The organism is Nostoc sp. (assembly GCF_036917355.1).
Taxonomy (GTDB): Bacteria; Cyanobacteriota; Cyanobacteriia; order Cyanobacteriales; family Nostocaceae; genus Nostoc.
In genome coordinates this window covers 40,507-58,896 of the sequence record NZ_JBALDP010000056.1, presented here as the reverse complement: position 1 = coordinate 58,896, position 18,390 = coordinate 40,507, and the positions used below count along the sequence as shown (strand labels likewise).

Sequence of the window (18,390 nt, the reverse complement as noted above, 5' to 3'; positions counted from 1 at the left end):
ACATCTTCCGAGTAAGCACCTATGAAAGAAGAATTGATAGCCAGAGTCGTGCAGGTCTTGCGAATTAATATGAGTTGGATGACTTGGAATTTGTTTCTGGCTTTTATACCTTTGGCTTTGAGTGTCTGGCTATTTCGCATGAGGCGAGGTGGCACTTGGCTTTGGTGGCTAGGATTCTTAGTTTTCTATGCTTTCTTACCAAATGCACCATATTTGTTAACCGATGTAATTCACTTGATAGATGATATCCGCACTATTCAATCAGTATGGATGATTACTTTGGTACTTATTCCTGTGTATTTGCTAGTAATTCTCGGTGGATTTGAAGCTTATGTAATATCGTTAATTAATTGGGGTCACTACTTACATCGTATCGGTAAGAGCCAATGGATTTGGCGCGTTGAGACAATTACACATTTTCTCTGTGCTGTTGGTGTTTATTGGGGGCGATTTTTGCGTTTCAACAGTTGGGATTTTATTACTCAACCCGATGCCGTACTTACCAAGGGGGTAGAAGAAATTCTGGGAAAACAACCCCTGGTGATTATTGCTATCACCTTTGTGGTACTTGCGGGTTTGTACTGGATTATGAAACGAGTAACTTTAGGTCTTAGCCAATCAAATAGCAGAATAGGTATGAACTCAGGACGCACAAACTCTAATACGCCAAATATTTGATCGACGTGGCGATTTTGGCTTGTAAATTTGGGATTTTAATTAGTAATTCCTTTAAGAAATATTGCCTATCAAAAGAAAGATGCAACTAAACCCTCCTTGAGGTGAAATAAACTCAGAAGCAAACGGTTGAACTTCAACCGCCATCACCTGAAAATAACGTCCTATCAGATCGTTGAATATCGATGGTCTGGTCTGATGTATCTAGTCATGTTGATAGGAGGGATATAATATGCAATTAATCTCTAGAGAGGAAATCAAGACATTAATAGAACAGCCAAAAGGAAATTGTGTTTCCATTTATATGCCAACGCACCCAGCCGGGCCAGAAGTTCGACAAGATCCAATTCGCTTTAAAAATTTGGTCAAAGAAGCGGAGACTCGTTTAATTGATGCGGGTTTGGAGGAGAAAGATGCGATCGCATTGTTAGAAAAATCCCATGAACTTGATACCCAAGAGTTTTGGGAGCATAAGGGAGAGCAAGGGTTGGCAATTTTTATTTCTGAAAATATTTTTCGCTATTATCCCCTGCCAATTGATTTTCAAGAGTTAGTCGTGGTTACAGACCGATTTCACATCAAACCACTGCTACCCATTTTAAATGGCAATGGTCGCTTCTATATCCTGGCTTTGAGCCAACAAGATGTCAGGTTCTTTGAAGGAACACGCTACAGCGTCAAAGAGGTAGAAGTAGAAAATCTCCCTAAAAGTCTAGATGAAGCTTTGCAAAGAGACGAGACTGCTAAAGAAGGCCAGTTTCGCATTGCAACACCAAAAGGGGGAACCTCCAATTCTTTTTCGCAGCCGGGTACGTTTCACGGACAAGGAAGCCCTGACAGGGATAAACACCAAGAAGACATCCTCCAATTCTTTCAAATTGTCGATCGCGCATTACACGAAAAACTGAAATTGCAAAAAGCGCCTTTGGTGCTGGCTGGGGTAGAGTATCTCTTGCCTTTGTATAGACAGGCAAATACTTACCAGCATTTGATGGATGAAGCTATTATCGGTAATCCAGAAATTCTCAGCGCCCAAGAATTACACGATCAAGCTTGGCCGATTGTCGAGGCTGATTTCCAAAAGTCACAGCAAGCAGTTTTGGAGCAATTTCACGAACTGTTTGGTGGTGATACTGGTAAAGCATCTAACAACCTCCAAGAAGTTATCTCAGCAGCTTATTACCAACGCGTGGATTCATTACTAGTTGCAGTTGGTCAGCAACAGTGGGGTTTATTCGATCCAACCTCAGAAACGGTTTATTTGCACCCAGAAAAAGAAGCTGGTGATGAGGATTTGTTGGATTTTGTTGCTGCTCATACTTTATTAAACGGTGGCACGGTTTACGCTCTTCCCTTTGAAGAGATTCCATATAGCACAGCCGTTGCGGCAATTTACCGATATTGAACATTTTGCTGGTGTTGTATAAAGTTGAATGTGCTATATACAACACCAACGATGATTACTATTCGCTCCTTTCGCAGTCAATCTTTAATCGGTTTAGCTCTTTTGAGTGCAGCGGCTATATTTACCCAGACGGCAATAGCAGAAACAATAACTGGGCAATCAGGCAATGTTCGGGCAGAAATATCTTACGAGAAGCCAGAGGAATATCAGTATAAAAATGTCCGCTTGAAAATTATCCGAGCAGATAAAACTGTTTTGGATCGAGAACTGCCGCAAGAAGATGAATATGACAGACCTGTAGGGAATATATCTGGACAAGAAAATAACTTACCAGTGCGAGACTTGGACGGTAACAAAGAACCAGAAATAATTGCCGATTTCTTTACAGGTGGAGCGCACTGTTGTACTTATTCATTGATTTATCGCTACGACAGCAAATCTCAAAAGTATCTTAAGATTCGTCATGAATGGGGCAATGGTGGTTATCAACTTAAAGATTTAGACAAAGATGGACTGCCAGAGTTTGATAGTCGAGACGATCGCTTTGCCTATGCTTTTACAGCTTATGCTGCTTCTGCCTACCCTCTGCAAATTTGGCGTTATCGCCAAGGGAAAATGGTGGATGTGACTCGTAGCTATCCCAAATTAATCTCCAATCATGCCTCAGAGCTATGGCAAACTTATACTCAGGCACGACAACAAGGCGATGATGGCAAGGGCTTTTTAGCAGCTTATTTGGCAGATAAATATTTGCTGAATCAAGGAAAGGATGGTTGGCAACGGGTACAACAAGCTTATAAAAAAAGCGACCGTACCAAATTCTTTGCCGATTTACGGAAGTTTTTGCGCGAAACTGGCTACATTAAATAAATTAGCAGCGAGCAATTAATTCATAACTCCTAACTCCTAATTAAGTTTTCGTCGTGCTGCTGCTAAAATGAGACGTTGTTCAGCACGAGCGATCGCTTGGTATGTTCGCTCGACTGCTTCCGGTTCAACAGAAATGGAAGTTATACCCCATTCCACTAACTTATCGATAATTTCTGGATAAAGGGCTGGTGCTTGACCGCAGATTGAACAAGGGATATCGGCACTTTTAGCCATCTGGATCAGTTGAGCGATCGCACTCATAACTGCTGGATGACGTTCATTAAATACTTTTGCTAGCTGTCCTTGTTCTCGATCCACTCCGAGCAATAATTGGGTCAGGTCATTTGTACCAATAGAAATTCCGGCTGCACCTGCTTTCACATATTCTGGTAATAAAAACAGTACACTCGGCACTTCTGCCATCATCCACAATTGAAACTGCGCCACCTCGGTTAAAAAAGCTTGCTCAACTTTGCGACGGCAAAAGACAAATTCTTCTACAGTCCGCACAAAGGGTAACAGTAGATTGACATTGGTGTAGCCAGCTTCCTGTACACTCGCCAAAGCTTTCAGTTCCAACTCAAATACTGCGGGATTTCGTAAATAGCTAAAAGTGCCGCGTTCACCTAACATCGATTGTGGTGAAGATTCTAAACTATCACGCAATGATGGTAAATCTTGCGATCGCCAATCTAAAGAACGATAAAAAACTGGTCTTGGTGCAAAAGCACGAGCAAATTGCATAATCTGCTCAGACCATAGCTCTAACAATTCTGCCTGACGCCCGCTTAAAATCCAACTATTAGGATGTTGCCCGTTCAATATATTTAGTACCATCAATTCGGAACGCAACAATCCCACTCCATCCACAGGCAGGTTTTGCACTTGTTCTATTAAAGTGGATTGACTCAAGTTAACCAGCAGTTGGGTAGCAATCATAGGTAGATGAGACGTAACAGCAGGATGAGGCGCTTTCGCGTTGGGGTGATGGAAGGGAAGAAGATTTTCTTCTCTCCCTCTGTCCATCTCCTCCTTTGAGTCTCCTTTGATGCGATAAACTTCTCCTCTGTCGCCATCAAGCAGCAATCGTTCGCCAGTTTGGATTAAAGTTGTGGCAGATGTTGCATTTACTACTGCTGTGATCCCTAATTCTCTAGCCAGAATTGCCGCGTGACTGGTTAATCCCCCTTGTTCTGTGATAATACCACCAACTTGTTGCAATAATGGCAACCAATCGGGTGTAATCGTTGGTACTACTAAAATTACTCCTTTAGGTAGTTGTTCGGGTTTTTGTTGCGGATTAGTAATTACTAGGGCGGTAGCTACAACACGTCCTCCTGCTGCTCCTAGTCCCTTAATGAAGTGTGTGTGGGAAATTGATTTTGAAGGACTCACTTGTGTTATGTAGAGCTTGCCAGATGTAATTTTCCCGGCGATAGTCCATTTAATGGTAAAGGTTTTACCTAGTTCGCTTACCAGTTGAGTTCCCAGAGCAATTATTTGTTGTAAGTATTCTTCTTGTAAAGAGTACTGTTTTTGTTGTGCTTCTGGAAGCATATAGGTAATCAGACAGGTACGATCTGGTGTTAACGCTGAGTTCGGCATGGGTTGCAAAAAAGCTCCAGAGGCTGCATCATCAACGCCATAACCCAGCATTTTATTGCCCAGTTGTTGCTCAAGCACAACCCCAGTTCCCGGTTGAATGTAGTAAACATCTGGCTGGACTTCACCAAGAGCGATCGCAATTCCTAATCCCAAAGTAGCTTCAATTTCCCACCCAGAGGCATTGGTTGTGAGCGAACCACTGGCGATCGCATTTTCAACAGGTTGTACCAAAACTGCGAGATTAATTTGTTGCAGATTAATTCCTAAGTGCTGCCAATATAATAGACTCCGGGCCCGAAAGATTTGACTCCAGGTACGCTTTAGAGCCAGTGCGATCGCTTCTGGTTCGCACTGGCAAAATACCGACTCCAGTAAACCCGATATATTGTTGTTTATACCTGGAGTAGCAGTTGATACTGCCAAAGAAGGTCGAAGAATCAAACAGCTAGTTTGCCATTCCCTAGCGGCTTGGAAAATTGGACTCACCCACTCCTGGGTTACAGTCGCAGTCAGAATTTCTTGGCGCAAGCGACTAGCCACCTGCTGAAGTTGACGCCAATTAGTGACATCCAGGTGTAGCGAAGAATGGGGTAAGTCAGCCACTAATGATTCTGAACTATTGAGATGTTCGAGAAATTGCCACAAAATTTCTGCCGAAACTACAAAACCAGGCATCACCGGATAGCCACGCTGGATAATTTTGCTCAAGTAAAAGGCTTTGTCACCTACTTTGGCACGGTCTTGTAGTTTAATTTGATCTAGCCAGTAGAGTTTATTCACTCAATTTGTTAGTTGTCTATTTGTAGCCACAGCCATTTCTTTTTGGTATGTTATCAGGTTAATCCATTGACTTCTGAATAAAAACTACTCAGGACTTACAGCAGTTTTCTTTTGCATAAATTACAAAGGTACGGGTTTTGAAGCAGGATAGAGGAGAATTCGGAATGGGCTACGCCCCGCTACGCTAACAGGAGTCAGAAATCAGAATTAAAACAGGCTTGATAGCTGGCTTTGAGACGAATCGTTGTGTACTTTAGTAACTTTAAATACGCTGTATAGCTGATTTGCTCTACTTATACATGGTCGTATCGTATTTAATTGTTGAGTATATAGGTTAAATCTAACAATTTAAGGTATAATTTCGTGGCTCAGTCATTTTAAATAGTCAAACAACTATTTAATAAACTTAAAATTCATGTAGTTTGCCCAAATGACTATCGTTGCCACAATTTAACAATGCAAATCTCCATTTATTGACCAGAATAATATTATCTTGTTACAAAATAATCCTAATAATGGAAAATATTAATTCTCTGTTTCAAAACCATTCCTAAATTGATAGATTCCAAATATTGAGGTAGGCTATTGCACTACACCCATTGGATCAAACTCCATTAATAAAACATTAGAATAGTTTTGTACTTTTTTCATAAAAATATTACGATTTAACCTAGCATATAGAATTCTCCATATCAGACTAAACATTGTCAAATACTTACTACCTTGCAACTAATGATTGGCTGAATATCAGCTTCCGGCTATGTATTGCATTGCTTATTGGAGCAATCATTGGCTTAGAACGTCAAATTAGGCGCAAACCAGCTGGTTTAAGAACTCACATGCTGGTGAGTTTAGGTTCAGCCTTATTTACCTTGATAATCATGCAAACAGAGGGACTGCAAGCTAGTCCTGATGCACTTAGCCGCGTGATTCAAGGGATTGCAGCTGGTGTAGGATTTCTCGGTGCTGGAGAAATTGTGCGCCAATCTTCCCAAGACTCACAGCAACTTGAAATTCACGGACTCACCTCAGCAGCGGCTATTTGGGTTTCGTCTGCATTGGGAATTGCTGCTGGCTGTGGTTTATGGCAGTTAGGATTAATCAGTGCTATCCTGACTTTTTTGGTTCTCAACGTTTTTAAAAGGTTAGAAAAACATCACAAAAAATCAGAGTAGAGGCATACAGATGGACGCTATAAATCCCCGGATGAAAATGTCTTTAAATAAATTTTTAATTTTTAATTTTTAATTGTTAACTCTCCTGCTTTCACCAAAAGAATTTGGGATGACTTCAACCATTGGGAATCAAAGGAACCCAAGTGAGTGGTAGTAATCAGGGTTTGAAAGCGGTCTTGAATGGCATCAAGCAATTGATTTTGGCGCGATAAATCTAGTTCGGCAAGAACATCATCTAGTAATAGTAATGGTGGCTCTTTAACGACTTCTTCAATTAATTGTAATTCGGCTAATTTTAAAGCTAAAACCAGGGTTCGTTGTTGACCTTGAGAACCATATTGACGAGCGGGTGTCTGGTTAATAGTTAATTCTATTTCGTCTCGATGCGGGCCGACAAGAGTCGTGCCTTGGTGCATTTCAGCAACGGCTCGCTGCTGAATTTTTGCTAAAAAAGCTTGCTGTACTTCTTCTGGCTGGTTATCCTCTAAAGGAATATTCGGCACGTACTTGATTTGTAGAACTTCTGTACTGCCGCTAATACTGCCGTGCCAGGTGGTAGCGATGGGAGCTAATCTTTGAATGGCGCGATCGCGTCGTCTAATTACTCTAGTTCCTGTGGTCGCTAACTGTGCATCCCACACCGCTAGTTCTGATTGCTCTGTATCCAGTGCTGAGTCTTGAGTTTTTTTTAAAAAGGCATTGCGCTGGCGTAACACATGATTATACTGCTGCAAAATGTGAGCATAAACTGGTTCCAGTTGAATTAAAAGTGTATCTAACCAGTTGCGGCGACCTTCCGGGCCGCCGCGTACTAGTTCTAAATCTAAGCTGGAAAATTGGACTGCATTGAGAACGCCGAGAAAGTCCATTTGACGGCGGATCGATTCGCCATTGAGAGCAACACTACGGCGACCATTGCGGCGCAGGGTTAATGTCATGTCACTAACACCTGTTTGTCGTTCAAGGGTGGCATCAATTTGGGCTATGGCTTCCCCTTCTTGAACTAAATCGCGATCGCGGGTCATGCGGTGCGATCGCAATGTCGCCAGCAACTCCACCGCCTCCAACAAATTCGATTTTCCCTGAGCGTTATTACCTACCAAAATTGTTTTGGCAGCAGTAAACTCAACCTTTTGGTCTTGATAATTGCGAAATTGTCGGAGGTTTAGAGTTTTTAGGTACATAACGAAAAGTTAGGAGTGAGGAGTTGAGAGTTAGAAATTATGAGTGAGGAGTGAGGAATTTTAAGTTTTGAGTTTTGAATGCAAAATATTCTTCAACTCATAACTCATAACTCCTAACTCCTAACTCCTAACTCCTAACTCCTCACTTTTTCAAACGGCCTTCTTGCCCATAATCCGCAAAAATATCTTCTCCCCTTCAATCCACACAAACATTAAGGCACTGAAGCCAATACAAACCCCCAATTCCTGCATATTGAGGTAATGAGTACCAAAGAAATCTCGCAGGGGTGGGACATAAACTAGCATCAACTGCAAAATCGTGGTGACGACAACAGCCGCTAGTACAAAGATATTCGAGAAGGGATTCATCTCAATGGTCAGTCGGTTGTTGGAGCGAATAGCGATCGCATGACCCATTTGGGCAATACACAAGGTAGTAAATACCATTGTTTTCCAAGCTTCAGGATTTCCCTGATACCCGGCAGCATGGGTATGTTGATAAGCCCACCACATTAAGGCAATGGTGATAATCGCAAAAATTATCCCAATGCGAATCATATAAGAACCCAATCCTCTAGCGAAAATACTTTCGCGCGGACTAAAAGGCGGACGTTGCATGACATCTGGTTCTGGAGGTTCCACAGCTAATGCTAAGGCTGGTAAACCGTCTGTAACCAAGTTCATCCACAAAATTTGTAAGGGAGTCAGGGGAACGCCTCCCAAACCGATTAAGGGTGCGGCTGCAATTGTCAGAACTTCACCAATGTTACTGCCGAGGATGTATTTAATAAAGCGGCGGATGTTGGTATAAACAACCCTGCCTTCCTTGGTGGCGCTGACAATGGTGGCGAAGTTATCATCAAGTAACACCATGTCACTCGCTTCTTTACTGACATCAGTACCAGTAATACCCATTGCAATACCGATGTCGGCTTGTTTGAGGGCTGGAGCATCGTTAACACCATCACCTGTCATTGCCACAAATCGACCCCGGCGTTGCAGTGCTTGAACAATTCGCAGTTTGTGTTCTGGGGAAACTCTGGCATAGATGCTCACCAGGTCGACATTTTGCTCTAATTCCTGGTCAGTCATCCGTTGCAATTCTTGACCTGTGAGAACGCGATCGCCTTCTTGAGCAATTCCCAAATCGGTGGCGATCGCTCGTGCTGTTAATTGGTGGTCGCCAGTAATCATCACTGGGCGAATACCTGCTTCTCGACACTCTTGCACAGCTGCTCTTACTTCTGGGCGTGGCGCATCTAGCATTCCCACCAATCCCAGCCATACTAAGCCTTGCTCGGATGTCTCGTCTGAACCTTCCGGTGGAATCTCCACCAAGGGTTTGTAGGCAAAACCTAGCACCCGTAGACCTTTACTCGCCATCAGGTCATTTTCTGCCAAAATTTTCTGGCGTTGTTCTTCGGTCAAAGTACCCGTGTCATTACCCAAATGAATCTGAGTGCAACGCGCCAAGGTTAACTCTGGAGAACCTTTGGTAAACATTAAATAAGGTTCCGATTGGAGAAAACCAGCGATCGCCGGGTCAACACCTCTCGAAGATGCGTCACCTGTAGCGACTCCCTCCACTTGAGAAATCACGCTCATCCGCTTCCGTTCCGAGGAAAAGGGGAACTCCGCAACGCGAGGTAACTTACTGTTCCACTGGTCTTTTTCGATTCCGGCTTTTCCCGCCAGTGTTAACAATGCTCCCTCTGTCGGATCTCCCAAAATCGCCCATTCACCTTGTTCTTTTTGCAATACTGAATCATTGCAAACTGCACAGGCTACTGCTAACGCGGAGATTTCTGGAGACTCCTCTAGGGAAATTTTTTGACCATTTAACTGAAAGTCCCCTGTGGGAGCATAACCTTCGCCAGTGACGCGAAAAGTTTTGTTATTGGTAGAAACCGATTGCACCACCATTTTATTTTGAGTCAGGGTGCCGGTTTTATCAGAACAGATGGTCGTTACAGAACCCAACGTTTCCACTGCTGGCAATTTGCGAATCAAGGCATTTTGGCGCACCATTCGCTGGGTTCCCAGTGCCAAGGTGACGGTAATTACAGCTGGTAAACCTTCTGGAACTACAGCAACCGCCATACTCAAGGAAACTTCCAAGAGTTCTTGAATATTTTTAAAACCCCCGTCTCTGATGACACCGCCAGCGACAACGATCGCCACCAGAATTAAAGAACCCGTAACTAGGACATTACCCAGTTGAGTCATCCGCTGCTGTAAAGGCGTAGGTTCGCTTTCCACCGCCTGCAACATCGCAGCAATTTTACCCAATTCTGTAGTCATGCCAGTGTTCGTCACCAGAACCTTGGCGCGTCCTTGGACTACTTCAGTTCCTTGATACACGACATTGAGGCGATCGCCTAATGATGTGTCCTCCGGCAATTTTAATGATGCCTGTTTATTCACCGCTTCGGCTTCACCAGTTAATGCCGACTCCCGCACTTGTAAATTAGACTGTTCGATCAAGCGTCCATCTGCGGCTATCTGCATCCCAGCTTCTAGCAGCATTACATCCCCTGGAACTAGTTCTTTAGCTGCTATCTCCACCAATCTGGCGTCGCGGAGCACCCGCACTAAGGGAGAAGTCATTTTTTTCAAGGCTGCCAAGGCTTTTTCGGCGCGGCTTTCTTGGACATAGCCGAGTATGCCATTGAGGATGACAATTGCTAAAATCGCGATCGTATCTTTAAATGGCACTTCACCGGGCTTTAATCGGCCCTCCCGCAAAGCCATCAGGTCTAAAAACCCAGAAATGAGAGCTACGCCAATCAGCATCAACAACATAATGTTCTTGAACTGATCCAGCAGAATTTCCCAAGCACTACGGCCAGCAGTTTCTTCAAGTTCGTTGGGGCCGTATTTTTGCAATCTCTGTTGAGTTTCTTGGGGTGTTAAGCCGCTGTCTGCATTACTATCAAGCAGGTCTAGCGCTTTATCAACTTCTAAACTATGCCAAACGGCGGCACCTTCAGGCAGAGAATTAGCAGACATCGTGTAGGTCACAGCAAATGGTTACAAAATTCGATCATAATTTAGTGATGGCAGGAATTCCATCTTCTAAAGTTACATTAAGGCGATCGCCCAGTTGTATGAGTGTATATGTAATTCTTAACATTTGTAAATTCCTCCTGTTTTGACATAGTATTATTTCTCACGAAAGAGTTTATCGGAACACATTGTACCGATAATTATTTAGTCCCTCGCCGTAAACGTGGCGATCGAAAACCACTAATTGATGTACTTGGTAAGAGCAACGCCCATTGTGGGTAGTCTTTTAACTCAGCACTCTTCATCCACCCCGATCGGGGGAGCCATTGCTCGACTAGGATTTTCCATCTCCAGCAATTGGTGTGACGGCGGTAAAACCGCTTGAGTCATGTTTCCTCCCCTACCTAAAGGTGAGGGTTTTTTACACTTACCACAAGGTTTTATGAGTTTTGCACTCCCCACTTTGACCGTTAGCCAGATGTTTGGGCAAAAAACAATTCGACCGCTTACTGCTGCTGCTCTGTGTGGCATTACTTTCATCAAAGATAGATTGATTGCTATTGACAGTATCAAAGGGCATCTACTGGAGATTGATCCCACCTCGGACAACAGCAAAATTCTCAATTCCCATCAAGTTGAAGAATTTACCGATGTCACTGGTTTAGCGGCGTGGGATGATACCCTGTGGATGAGCCGAGAAAATAGTGTTTACTTGTGCAAGCTCGATGCTTTGGGTCTAGAACATTTTGTAACATTGCCTTATCCCGCTGATGGCGTTGCTGTTTGGGAAACAACAGTTTATGTCAGTTGCCAAAGGCTGGGCTACATTCTGGTTTTTGACCGCGAAACGCGAAAAGAAATTACCAGATTTTATGCCCCTGGAGTTGGCATAGAGAATTTGGCAGTCAACCAAGAAATGCTATGGATTTGCGATCGCACCGAACAATCAGTTTACGCGATGGACAGAGCCACGGGAGAACTGCAATTTAGCGTTCTGACACCCTTTGAATGTCCCACAGGCATAGCGCTCCATAAAAATGCCGAAACAGGCAAAGAAAGTATTTACGTCGCCTACGCCTCAGAGGAGCCTTATATCCGGGATAACCCCAATGCCGATCCGAGTCATGAATTAACATTCCGCGATCGCACTTTTATTCATCCTCTGTATTATCATTACCAACCAGATAAGCGTTACGCCCTCTCTAATGGCTATCTCATCGAAATGTCTTATGCTGAGGAAATTGCGCCCTTAGACGAAGTTTATTTACCCGATGTCGAATGGCGCATCGCTCTACCATCGGAAACTGAGCGTCAAAAGGTGAAACACGTTGAACCCATTGGTATACCCTTCACCGAAGAAGTGATAGAGGGGCAACGTGTAGCAGTCTTTAAATTTGATTCTCTTGCCCCAGGCGAACGGCATATATTTGGCTGGAAAGCACTTTTAGAAGTTCGAGGGATTAAATATCGGATTACACCCAGAGATGTAGAAGACGTTCCTGAACTTTCCCCAGAATTACAAACACGCTACCTAGTAGATGACGACGATTTAGCAATGGATACTACCATTGTTCGCCGTGCCGCCAGAGAAGCGATTGGTTCTGAAACCAATGTGCTGCGCAAAATGCACAGCATCCGCAATTACGTTTATGATGAGTTATCCTACGGAATTAAACCTTATATTGATACACCAGATACGGTCTTAGAGCGGGGTGTTGGTTCTTGTGGCGAATATGTCGGCGTCTTACTTGCCTTATCTCGTTTAAATGGCATTCCCTGCCGCACCGTAGGCAGGTACAAATGTCCTCCCCATAGTGACTTCATAGGAGTACCGCTACAACCCGACTTTAATCATGTTTGGCTAGAATTCTACGTCCCGAATTTTGGCTGGTTGCCGATGGAATCAAATCCTGATGATATAGCTGAAGGTGGCCCTTATCCGACGCGCTTTTTTATGGGCTTATGCTGGTATCACATTGAAATTGGCAAAGGTATCACCTTTGAAACCGTTACAAGTCAAGGTGAGCGGTTAACCAAAGAAGATATTCCTATCGGTGATTTGGCGATAAATCACATCCGGTTCACAATTCTTAAAGAATTACCGGACTTTTAAATTAGGGTATTGGACATTCTGGAAAGGCGCTGAGAAAGCGAGTAGTGGCGTGGCAAGTCCAAAATGTTGCAAAAAAATTGTAGGTTGGGTGGAGGCTTTGCGTAACCCAATAAAAGTCTACGTTTAATGCACTTATTTTATTTAAGCTTGCTACGCCAGTAGGGTGTGTTATGCCGTAGGCTAACGCACCTTAATACACTCTGCTTAACCATTATTTTCGTCTACTTCTAAGCTCTTATTCCTATTCAAGTATTCTTCAAACAATTCAAAAAATTTCTGTAGTGCCTCAGGCTCATCTACAGAATAGAAAAGAATTATTTTAGACCATGACTGACCTGAGTTAATTCCATATTTTTCTTCAACCCATGATTGAAAACCTTCAAATTGTCTTTCTGGCTCAGTTGGGGGTACGCCAACTTCTCTTCGAGCCAGACTATATCCTCGCAAAAGCATATCTAGTCTAGTAATTGAATTAGCTCCTAAAAACATTCCTGGTCTTTTCTTTATATTAGTGAGAATCTCGTTATAAATATCAAACCGAGGAAACCTCATCTCCTCACTAAGCCTTGAAATGCCTTCACTATTTTGAATTTTTGAATTACTTTTCTGCTTTAAGAACTGCTCAAATTCTTCAAAAAACCTATTAAAACCAGCTCGTTCACTTCCAGAGTAAGAGAGAATTATCCCAGCCCAAGATTGAGTCACATTAGTTTTTGTTCTTTCTTGTATCCACTCTTGAAACCCTTCTATTCCACAAGAGTCTATTGTAGTAAATCCGAGTGTGATTAGACCATCTATATACCCAGTTAAGAATGAATCAAGACAAGTAATTGATGGCTTATCGATGTATATGACTGGGTTATCTTTAATCTTTTGAAGAAGCGTATAAAGCTTATTCATGCCAGCAACCTCTAATTTGGTGAAAATTTAGTAATTGAACAGCCACATCGCGCTTTTATTGAAATCAATCTTTCGTATCACGAGGGGATGAATTATCTGACAGTATATCAGCACGAACCACATCGCTAATCCATTCTCCCTCAATATTATTGTTAGAATAATTTGCATAATCATCCCATGTCATGGTGTCGCCACTTGAATATTCATAAACGACTCCACGAGTTTGATTATTACCATCTCCATCATTTAAATGAATCCAGGTTACATAATCACCAGATGGAGGATAACCACCACCAAATTCAATACCTGGAGGTTGAGCTAAACTTCTAATTGCCCCTGGTACAGGTCGCCAACTTCGAAAATGATGAGTTACAAATTTGTCAGGAGAACCAGACCTTCTGTAATGTACTGTTTGGTGAAATTTGTAATTATAAAGAACTGAAGGTTGACCTTGTGGCCCACAAACTAAATTAAGTGGATAAAAAGAACAATATCTCTCTTGAACTTTATTTGGAACCTGCTCATTTTGAGCTTTAGTTGTGCTAATTGCAGCCTTCGCAGTAGGAGCTAATTCCGAGCCAGCAGCGGCACATTCAGGTTGAACAGTACAAGCGTCTAGAGACGACAGCAATGCATAAACAGTTTGAGGTAAAATCCCCTTAAAAATGAGAAGTAAAAGAAACGTCGAAATTCCTACTAATCTAAATACAGATTTCTTGGCGGTTAATCGCACTAGTCTTAACTCCTTACAACCAAAGATAAAAATCGGTGTATCTGACATCTAGGTTGTCTGATAGGAGAAGAGAATCAGGTCAGTAAAAACACGAGTATTTAGTAGATTTTTTTGAAAATTGAACTAAGGTAAATAAATAAACTAATTAGGGACTTCCAAGAAATAAATTATCCAATCTTGTGGGGTGGGCATCTTGCCCGCCTTTGACTTTGACTGTGGGCGGGCGAGACGCCCACCCCACAATATAATAGTTGTATATTTTTTTATTTGGAGTCCCTTAGCTATTAACTCTTAAACTTCTTAAACTGGGCAGTGGATATGATTGATGCTGCTTAAAATCGGCAAACTCACAGATGGAGTTAAATGGGCAAAAGCGGCAGTGAGAGCCAGGATTAGGAGGGAATATTTTACTAAAATTAGTAGTTTCTTCCTGATATTTTTGCAAATCGTGCTGATGTTTATGAGCAATATTTGCTAACTCAAATTTTAAGGATTCTAATTCACTACTATTAATACTAATTAAGTCAGATTTTTTACATATTTCTAAATTATAAAATGATGCAACAGCTTCTCGTCCAGGGTAAAGATAACGAGCAGCTAACAAGTAAACTAATGCCTGTCGTTTGTCGAAAGCTGATTTACCAGTTTTGAAATCTAAAATATGTAAAGTGCTATCAGACTCAATAAAAACGCAGTCCATAGCCGCGTATAAGCGAAAGCAATAATTTTCTTGTTCAACTACTATCGGTTTGGGAAAGCCTTCATCACCCGGTGTTAATTGGATAATATCTTTATCCAAAAGCAACGGCGAATCGTGATATTTTTGCAAAATTTGCAGCACGCGTTGCTGGACTTGAACGCTTGAGTTGCCTAATTTTAGTAGCTGGGCAACTCTTTCTACACCATCTGCTTGCTTCAACAGATGCGTGTGATGATGAAACTCATAAACGCCTTTTTGGGCTAGTATGCCAATCCGCTGGGGCGCGGTGGCTTGCGTTAAAAGCGCTTTGACTTGTGGTTCGTGTTGCCGTGCTTTGATAAACCCCCGTCTCATCTGGCAATGCCAGCGTTCTTGCCCAGTCGCTGGGGCAACTAGAGACCAAAGGTGATAACTGGCAAAAGGTCGATCGGGGGTTGACATTGCTCAGAAACAGTGAGAGAAAATACGGTGGGGAGAAGTTTAAGCTAAGACTTGCTTAGAAAAGAACTTCGGAGGATACTTGCTGCTACACACGCTTTGCGGGAAGCTTTTATAGTACTGATAATGTACCGGAGCAAGTGGCAAAAATGTCTAGCAAGATAAAATTTGGTACCGATGGATGGCGAGGGATTATTGCCGATGACTTTACTTTTCCCAATGTGAGAAAAGTAACAAGGGCAATCGCCACTTACTTAGAAACAGCCTACACAAAAGATAGACCAGTACTTATTGCCTACGATACTCGCTTTTTAGCTGACCAGTTTGCCCAAACAGCGGCCCAAGTATTAGCAGATTTGGGTTGGACTGTAAAAATTACCGATCGGGATTGCCCTACACCAGTAATTGCCTACAATGCCCGTCACCTAAATTCCGCTGGGGCGTTAATGTTTACTGCTAGCCATAATCCAGCACCCTACTGTGGAATTAAATATATACCCGATTATGCTGGGCCTGCCACTCCAGAGATTACTGATACTATTGTGGCAAATATAGAAGGTGCATCGGATGAGTTGCCTGGAAGCAACCCATCAGGTTCAATTTCAATTTTCGATCCGAAACCAGAGTACCTGAAATTTATCTACACTCTACTTGATGTAGAAAAGATCAGAAGCGCTAATTTAAAGGTAAAGTACGATGCTTTGTATTCTACCTCTCGCGGCTATTTAGATGAAGTTTTGCAACATAGTGGCGTTCAATTAGAAAGTTTCCACGATTGGAGAGATGTTTTATTTGGCGGTGGAATGCCAGAACCCAAAGGAGAACAGTTAGTTGAGTTAGTGGAAGCAGTAGTTCGCGATCAAGCTGATTTGGGCTTGGCGACGGATGGAGATAGCGATCGCTTTGGTATCGTTGATGAACAAGGAAACGTCCTCACTCCCAATACTGTGCTGCTACTTCTAGCACGTCATTTAATCAAAAACAAAGGTAAAACCGGCGCCATAGTCCGCACTGTGGCTACAACACACCTGCTGGATAATTTCGCTGCTAAAAATGGGCTGCAAATTTACGAAACAGCAGTTGGTTTTAAATACATCGGTGAAAAAATGCGGGAAACTGCCGTATTAATCGGTGGAGAGGAATCAGGTGGTTTGAGTATTATTGGGCATATTCCCGAAAAAGACGGAGTATTAGCCGATATGCTGGTGGCAGAAGCGATCGCTTATGAAGGCAAACCGCTAAGTCAACTTGTCAAAGAAGCGATCGCTGAAGCCGATGGCCCACTTTACAACAACCGCCTAGACTTGCACCTCACAGAGGCGCACAAAACCGCCGTCATCGACTCCTTTACCAAAAATCCACCTACAGAAGTAGCAGGAATTAAAGTCAAAGAAGTGGGGCGTAAAGACGGTATTAAGCTGTATTTAGAAGAAGGTAGCTGGGTTTTACTGCGTCCTTCCGGTACAGAACCACTGGTGCGCGTCTACCTAGAAACCAACACTCCCGAAAAACTCACCCAAATCGCCCAAGAGTTAGAGAGTGCCATTGCTAAACTAGAGGCAGTAGCAGTTTAATTTGTCAGAGTTAGGAATTAAAAGTTAAGAGTTATGAATTAGGAGTTAAGAGTTGTTAATTTACAATTCTTAACTCCTCGTTTCTAATTTCGAGCAAAATATAACTTCTAACTTCTAACTTCTCATTTCAATCAAACTATGAAAATCGCGCCTTTTTTGACATCTCTAGTTTTAGCGGTTTGGGTAATTGCGATCGCAATTATTTCAGTCCAAAATGCCACACCCGTATCGTTAAAATTCTTAACATTCCAATCGATTCAGATACCAATGGGTTTAGTGCTAGCTTTTAGTGCCGTTGTCGGGTTAATTGGCATGGCGCTGCTGCAACCTCTGTGGGGACTTGCTGGTATTGGGCAAGGTAATTCTCGATTGGAAGACGATGCGGAATTTTTTGTTGACGATGAAGACTTTTGAAGCTTGAATAGCTGTGCAGTATCAAAACATTATTACAATCGAACCAGGAAAACGAGGTGGTAAGCCTTGTATTCGAGGAATGCGAATTACTGTATACGATGTTTTATCTTATCTGGCCTCTGGGATGACCTACGAGGAAGTGCTTGATGACTTTCCTTATTTGACACAAGAGGATATTTTGGCTTGCCTAAGCTATGCAACCGATCGAGAACGGCTATGAGCGCAACTTATAAAGCAGATTTTAACTTGTGGATTGAACAGACAGCCCAACTATTGCGATCGCATCGCTGGCAAGAAGTTGATGTAGAACGCTATGAAATAATAACGCTTGTAAGCCTCACACTATATGAAAAAAGCCTGACAACGCAGGCTTTTTTAGAAACTTGTGGCAGAGCGATCGCACTGTTATAAAATTAAAATTTCCATTCGCGATCTGGATCGTTTAGGGCGGCGCGAACAGAAGCTAAGTTAGCAAGGTCTTTGAAAGGGCTTGATTTAGCTATTTCTGTGATTGAGTTTAAGGTAAGGGCTAGTTGTTCATTATTACCGGATGCGATCGCATTATCGACGACAGCAAACAAGGCGCGAAAGTTTTCTGCACGTTCATCAAAAGAGCGATCTAGATACGCCATCAGTAACTCTCGCTGGGCGTTAATCGTGATGATTGTTTCTTTTTCCCAAGCTTCAATCTCTCGTCTTTTTGTCTTTTCCTGTTCGGTAATTATTTTATATTCAGTATAAGCTGAAACCATTTGCTGTAAGCATTCAGCAGGATTGATAAATTCCTTGGCTACTGTGGTAACTTTTTTGACCGACAT

16 protein-coding genes are annotated in these 18,390 nt (G+C 42.6%); 9 read left to right on the top strand and 7 right to left on the bottom strand.

All coding sequences use genetic code 11. From position 1 onward, the window contains the following. Positions 1-21: 21 nt before the first annotated feature. The 3 genes from V7K53_RS16160 (at position 22) to V7K53_RS16150 (ending at position 2,950) form a co-directional block, all read left to right on the top strand. Positions 22-678: a DUF1361 domain-containing protein gene (locus V7K53_RS16160; RefSeq protein ID WP_335198520.1), complete on the top strand. Its 657-nt coding sequence runs from the start codon at positions 22-24 to the stop codon at positions 676-678. Between the two features lie 229 nt (positions 679-907). After that, on the top strand, positions 908-2,080 hold the full coding sequence (locus tag V7K53_RS16155; RefSeq protein ID WP_335198519.1) for a baeRF3 domain-containing protein: 1,173 nt from the start codon (positions 908-910) through the stop codon (positions 2,078-2,080). Positions 2,081-2,131: 51 nt separating this feature from the next. Then, positions 2,132-2,950 (top strand): hypothetical protein, encoded by an 819-nt coding sequence (locus tag V7K53_RS16150; protein ID WP_335198518.1) that lies wholly within the window; start codon positions 2,132-2,134, stop codon positions 2,948-2,950. 36 nt (positions 2,951-2,986) lie between these two features. Here the strand turns inward: V7K53_RS16150 and V7K53_RS16145 are convergent, their stop codons facing one another. Next, a complete protein-coding gene (locus V7K53_RS16145) occupies positions 2,987-5,335 on the bottom strand; it encodes a putative PEP-binding protein (protein ID WP_335198517.1) in 2,349 nt (782 codons plus the stop codon). A 704-nt stretch (positions 5,336-6,039) separates the two neighbouring features. On the opposite strand from V7K53_RS16145, the gene V7K53_RS16140 reads away from it, so the two are divergent. Further along, positions 6,040-6,510, top strand: coding sequence for an MgtC/SapB family protein (locus V7K53_RS16140; protein ID WP_335198516.1), 471 nt, complete (start codon positions 6,040-6,042; stop codon positions 6,508-6,510). A gap of 62 nt (positions 6,511-6,572) precedes the next feature. Here V7K53_RS16140 and recF read toward each other — a convergent pair whose 3' ends face one another. Both recF and V7K53_RS16130 read right to left on the bottom strand, forming a co-directional pair. Next, positions 6,573-7,694: a DNA replication/repair protein RecF gene (gene recF / locus V7K53_RS16135; protein ID WP_335198515.1), complete on the bottom strand. Its 1,122-nt coding sequence runs from the start codon at positions 7,692-7,694 to the stop codon at positions 6,573-6,575. A 150-nt stretch (positions 7,695-7,844) separates the two neighbouring features. Then, on the bottom strand, positions 7,845-10,703 hold the full coding sequence (locus V7K53_RS16130; RefSeq protein WP_335198556.1) for a cation-translocating P-type ATPase: 2,859 nt from the start codon (positions 10,701-10,703) through the stop codon (positions 7,845-7,847). A 439-nt stretch (positions 10,704-11,142) separates the two neighbouring features. Between V7K53_RS16130 and V7K53_RS16125 the strand changes: the two genes are divergently transcribed. Then, positions 11,143-12,813: a transglutaminase family protein gene (locus V7K53_RS16125; RefSeq protein WP_335198514.1), complete on the top strand. Its 1,671-nt coding sequence runs from the start codon at positions 11,143-11,145 to the stop codon at positions 12,811-12,813. Between the two features lie 204 nt (positions 12,814-13,017). On the opposite strand, the gene V7K53_RS16120 is transcribed toward V7K53_RS16125, so the two are convergent. The 3 genes from V7K53_RS16120 to V7K53_RS16110 all read right to left on the bottom strand — a co-directional run bounded on the left by V7K53_RS16120 (position 13,018) and on the right by V7K53_RS16110 (position 15,587). Next, positions 13,018-13,713 (bottom strand): hypothetical protein, encoded by a 696-nt coding sequence (locus tag V7K53_RS16120; protein ID WP_335198513.1) that lies wholly within the window; start codon positions 13,711-13,713, stop codon positions 13,018-13,020. A 64-nt stretch (positions 13,714-13,777) separates the two neighbouring features. Next, a complete protein-coding gene (locus tag V7K53_RS16115; protein ID WP_335198512.1) occupies positions 13,778-14,494 on the bottom strand; it encodes a hypothetical protein in 717 nt (238 codons plus the stop codon). 229 nt (positions 14,495-14,723) lie between these two features. Continuing rightward, a complete protein-coding gene (locus V7K53_RS16110; RefSeq protein WP_335198511.1) occupies positions 14,724-15,587 on the bottom strand; it encodes a PD-(D/E)XK nuclease family protein in 864 nt (287 codons plus the stop codon). A gap of 146 nt (positions 15,588-15,733) precedes the next feature. Between V7K53_RS16110 and V7K53_RS16105 the strand changes: the two genes are divergently transcribed. From V7K53_RS16105 to V7K53_RS16090, 4 genes are all read left to right on the top strand, one after another. Next, positions 15,734-17,158, top strand: coding sequence for a phosphoglucomutase/phosphomannomutase family protein (locus tag V7K53_RS16105; protein ID WP_322663061.1), 1,425 nt, complete (start codon positions 15,734-15,736; stop codon positions 17,156-17,158). A 138-nt stretch (positions 17,159-17,296) separates the two neighbouring features. Continuing rightward, positions 17,297-17,572 (top strand): LapA family protein, encoded by a 276-nt coding sequence (locus tag V7K53_RS16100; protein WP_335198510.1) that lies wholly within the window; start codon positions 17,297-17,299, stop codon positions 17,570-17,572. Positions 17,573-17,585: 13 nt separating this feature from the next. After that, entirely contained in the window at positions 17,586-17,792 is a 207-nt protein-coding gene (locus V7K53_RS16095; protein ID WP_335198509.1) for a DUF433 domain-containing protein, read from the top strand. Then, a complete protein-coding gene (locus V7K53_RS16090; protein WP_335198508.1) occupies positions 17,789-17,983 on the top strand; it encodes a DUF29 family protein in 195 nt (64 codons plus the stop codon). Before V7K53_RS16095 ends, V7K53_RS16090 begins: the two co-directional genes overlap by 4 nt. 2 nt (positions 17,984-17,985) lie before the next feature. On the opposite strand, the gene V7K53_RS16085 is transcribed toward V7K53_RS16090, so the two are convergent. Continuing rightward, complete coding sequence (locus V7K53_RS16085; RefSeq protein ID WP_335198507.1) at positions 17,986-18,390, bottom strand: hypothetical protein; 405 nt, start codon at positions 18,388-18,390, stop codon at positions 17,986-17,988.